This window comes from Streptomyces sp. rh34, assembly GCF_002551245.1.
In the GTDB taxonomy this organism is placed as follows: domain Bacteria; phylum Actinomycetota; class Actinomycetes; order Streptomycetales; family Streptomycetaceae; genus Streptomyces.
Genome location: NZ_NTGZ01000422.1, coordinates 1 through 3,755, shown reverse-complemented (window position 1 = coordinate 3,755; position 3,755 = coordinate 1). Strand labels below are relative to the sequence as shown.

Genomic DNA, 3,755 nt, shown 5'->3' with positions numbered 1-3,755 from the left:
AGGGTGGCGAGGCCCAGCGCCAGCAGGACGCCGCCGCCCGCCTCGCCGAGCCCGGCGGCCACCGCACTGCGCTTGGGCGGGTGGAATCCCATCGCCTCCATCGCGGCCGTGGTGCCCTGGATGCCTCCGCCGCCGAACCAGCCGGCCAGCTTCTGGCTGCCGTGGGCGGCGAGCACCGCGCCGGTGCCGACGCGTAGGGCGAGCAGACCGAGATCATGCCGGTTGACGCTGGCCATGGGGACTCCCGGGGGACGGTGGCTTCGGGGCGGTTTCCTACGGCTCCCACTGTCGTCGGACCAGCGTGCGGGGGCCCGGTCGGACTGGGCCGTACGGGGAAGGACCCCGGCGGAACACGGCCCGGAGTGCGACGCAGATCATTATGCAACTTGTTGCATAGCCGACGCGGGGTGGTCTACAACTGACGCGACGACCCCGCGCGGAGGAGACCCCGGATGAGCCTGTACCCGACCCTGCTGAGCCCGCTGGACCTCGGGTTCACCACCCTCCCCAACCGGGTCCTCATGGGATCGATGCACATCGGTCTGGAGGAGGCCGAGCGCGGCTTCGAGCGGATGGCCGCGTTCTACGCCGAGCGCGCCCGGGGCGGCGTCGGCCTCATCGTCACCGGCGGCATCGCCCCCAGCGAGCGGGCCTGCTCCTTTCCCGGCGGGGCCAAGATGACGACCGAGGCGGAGGCGGCCCAGCACCGGGAGATCACCTCGGCCGTGCACGCGGCGGGCGGCCGGATAGCGATGCAGATCCTGCACTTCGGGCGGTACGCGCACCACCCCGACCTGGTGGCGCCGAGCGCCCTCAAGGCCCCGATCAGCGCGTTCACCCCGAACGCGCTCACCGACGACCAGGTCGAGGAGACCATCGAGGAGTTCGTGCGCGCGGCCGGTCTTGCGCGCCTGGCGGGTTACGACGGCGTCGAGATCATGGGCTCCGAGGGCTATCTGATCAACGAGTTCATCGTCTCCGCGACCAATCACCGCACCGACCGATGGGGCGGCAGTTACGAGAACCGTATGCGCCTGCCCGTCGAGATCGTGCGCCGGGTCCGCGAGCGGGTCGGCGACGACTTCATCCTGATCTACCGGCTCTCCATGCTCGACCTGGTACCGGACGGCTCGACGCTGGAGGAGGTCGTGACGCTCGCGAAGGAGATCGAGGCGGCGGGCGCGACGATCATCAACACCGGCATCGGCTGGCACGAGGCGCGGATCCCGACCATCGCCACCTCCGTGCCGCGCGGCGCGTTCAGCTGGGTGACCGAGAAGGTGCGCGGCGCGGTCTCCGTACCGCTGGTGACGAGCAACCGCATCAACACCCCCGAGGTCGCCGAGGAGATCCTCTCCTCCGGCCGGGCCGACATGGTCTCCATGGCCCGCCCCTTCCTGGCCGACCCGGAGTTCGTCGCGAAGGCGGCGGCGGGCCGGGCGGACGCCATCAACACCTGCATCGGCTGCAACCAGGCCTGCCTGGACCACATCTTCAGCCTCAAGATCACCTCCTGTCTGGTCAATCCGCGCGCCTGCCACGAGACCGAGCTGGTCCTGAGCCCGACCCGGACCCGTAAACGCGTCGCCGTGGTCGGCGCCGGTCCGGCGGGCCTCGCGTGCTCCGTCACGGCGGCCGAGCGGGGGCACGCGGTGACCCTGTTCGACGCGGCGGACGAGGTCGGCGGGCAGTTGAACGTGGCGCGCCGGGTGCCGGGCAAGGAGGAGTTCGACGAGACGCTGCGCTACTTCCGTACGCGGCTGGCCGAGCTGGACGTCGACCTCCGGCTGGGCGCCCGGGCGGACGCCGGTTCGCTGGACGGCTTCGACGAGATCGTGTTCGCCACCGGCGTCGAGCCGCGTACCCCGGCGATCCCCGGCACCGACCACCCGAACGTCGTCAGCTACCTCGACGTGCTGCGCGACGGGGCGCCGGTCGGCGACCGGGTCGCGATCGTCGGCGCGGGCGGCATCGGCTTCGATGTCGCGGAGTTCCTGACCGACGGCGGCGACGCGGCGAGCCTGGACGCGGACACGTTCTTCCGGCAGTGGGGCGTCGACACCGCCTACGCGGAGCGCGGCGGGCTGCGCGCTCCCGAGCGTCCCAAGTCGCCGCGCACGGTCCACCTGGTCCAGCGCAGGACCACCAAGGTCGGCGCGGGGCTCGGCAAGACGACGGGGTGGATCCACCGCACCGAACTGCGCCACCGGGGCGTCGAGATGATCGCCGGAGCCTCCTACGACCTCATCGACGACGAGGGCCTCCACCTCACCGTCGAAGGTGAGCGGCGGGTGCTGCCGGTCGACACGGTGGTGCTGTGCGCCGGTCAGGAACCGCGCCGCGAGCTGTACGAGGAGCTGCGCACGGGGGCCGTCCCGGTCCATCTGATCGGCGGCGCGGACGTGGCGGCCGAGCTGGACGCCAAGCGGGCCATCCGCCAGGGCACGGAGCTGGCCGCGAGGCTCTGAGCGGCACAGGGGCTGGAGCCTCGGTTCCGCACCCGGATCGGCGGCCCGGCGGTCACCGCTCCAGGTCGATGACGGCCTTGACGTCGTTCGGCCGGGACTCCAGCGCCTCGGCAGCGCGTTCGAGGGGGACGCACCTGGTGATCAGCCGTTCCAGCCAACTCCGGTCGGCATCGGAGCCCCGGGACCGGTCAGCCGCTCGCGTGCGCGGGGAGGGGCTCCGGAACGCCCGCCGGGGGTGCGGTGTCCGCGCGCCGGGGGCTGCCGATGACGACCCTGGAGGGGCCCCGGCCCTCCGGGACGGGTGGCTCGGACGGGGCGGCCGGGTCCGTGTGCCGCGCCTGGGCCCGGCTGAGGAGCATCACCCCGCGCACGGCCGCCGCCGTACCGAGGAGCGCGAGCGCCAGGCTGACCGGCCCGCCCTGGAGGCGCTCGCCGAGCAGGGCCAGGCCGATCGCGGCGGCGGCGACCGGGTTGGAGAGGGTGACCACCGCGAGCGGGGCGCCGAGCCCGCCCCGGTACGCGGTCTGGGACAGCAGCAGGCCGCCCATCGCGAAGGCGGAGACGAGCAGCGCCACCGTCAGCAGCCGCCAGCTGAACAGCGGGCCGCCGGAGTGGTCGGTGACGGCGACGGTGAGGGTCTGGGTGAGCGCGGAGGCGACCCCGGAGGTGATCCCGGAGGCCGCCGCGTGCCGCAGCCCCGGGCGGGCCCCGGGCCGGCCGAGTCCGGCGACGACCGCCATGGTGGCCGCGCCCACGCCGAGCGCCTCGGGAAGGCTGAGGGTCTCGTGCGGGGCGGAGCCGCCCGCGGTCAGGAGCAGTGCGCCGAGGCCGAGCAGGGTCAGGGCCGTGCCCCGCCACTCGACGCGGCCGACCCGGCGCCCGGCGGCGCGCGCTCCGAGCGGGACAGCGACGACGAGGGTCAGCGCGCCCAGCGGCTGGACCAGGGTGAGCGGGCCGTAGTTGAGCGCGGCAACGTGGAGCAGCGCGCCCGCGGCGTTGAGGCCGACCGCCGACCACCAGGCGCCCCGGCCCAGCAGGCGCAGGACTCCGGTGGAGGGGTCGGCGCGGCCGGCGAGCCGGGACTGCGCCACGGCGGCGGTCGCGTAGGCGCCGGCCGAGACGAGGGAGAGTGCGACGGCGAGCAGCGTGGCGTTCATCGCACGGCTCCGGCCCGGGCGGGCGCCCGCGATCCGGTATCCGAGCCGGTGGCGGGCTCGGCGGACCCGCCGGCGGCTCCGAAGGACGGTGGCGGACCGGCCGCCGCGAAGGTCCCGGGCAAGGCGGCGG

Annotated in this window: 3 protein-coding genes; 1 reads left to right on the top strand and 2 read right to left on the bottom strand. The window is 74.3% G+C overall.

What is annotated here, in order from left to right:
• Positions 1 to 236: DoxX family membrane protein (locus tag CR470_RS36550; RefSeq protein ID WP_143663970.1), on the bottom strand; the 236-nt coding region annotated here is incomplete at its 3' end.
• A 216-nt stretch (positions 237 to 452) separates the two neighbouring features.
• On the opposite strand from CR470_RS36550, the gene CR470_RS36545 reads away from it, so the two are divergent.
• Complete coding sequence (locus CR470_RS36545) at positions 453 to 2,468, top strand: NADPH-dependent 2,4-dienoyl-CoA reductase (RefSeq protein ID WP_097871950.1); 2,016 nt, start codon at positions 453 to 455, stop codon at positions 2,466 to 2,468.
• 188 nt (positions 2,469 to 2,656) lie between these two features.
• Here CR470_RS36545 and CR470_RS36535 read toward each other — a convergent pair whose 3' ends face one another.
• Complete coding sequence (locus tag CR470_RS36535; protein ID WP_097871948.1) at positions 2,657 to 3,625, bottom strand: hypothetical protein; 969 nt, start codon at positions 3,623 to 3,625, stop codon at positions 2,657 to 2,659.
• Positions 3,626 to 3,755: the final 130 nt, after the last annotated feature.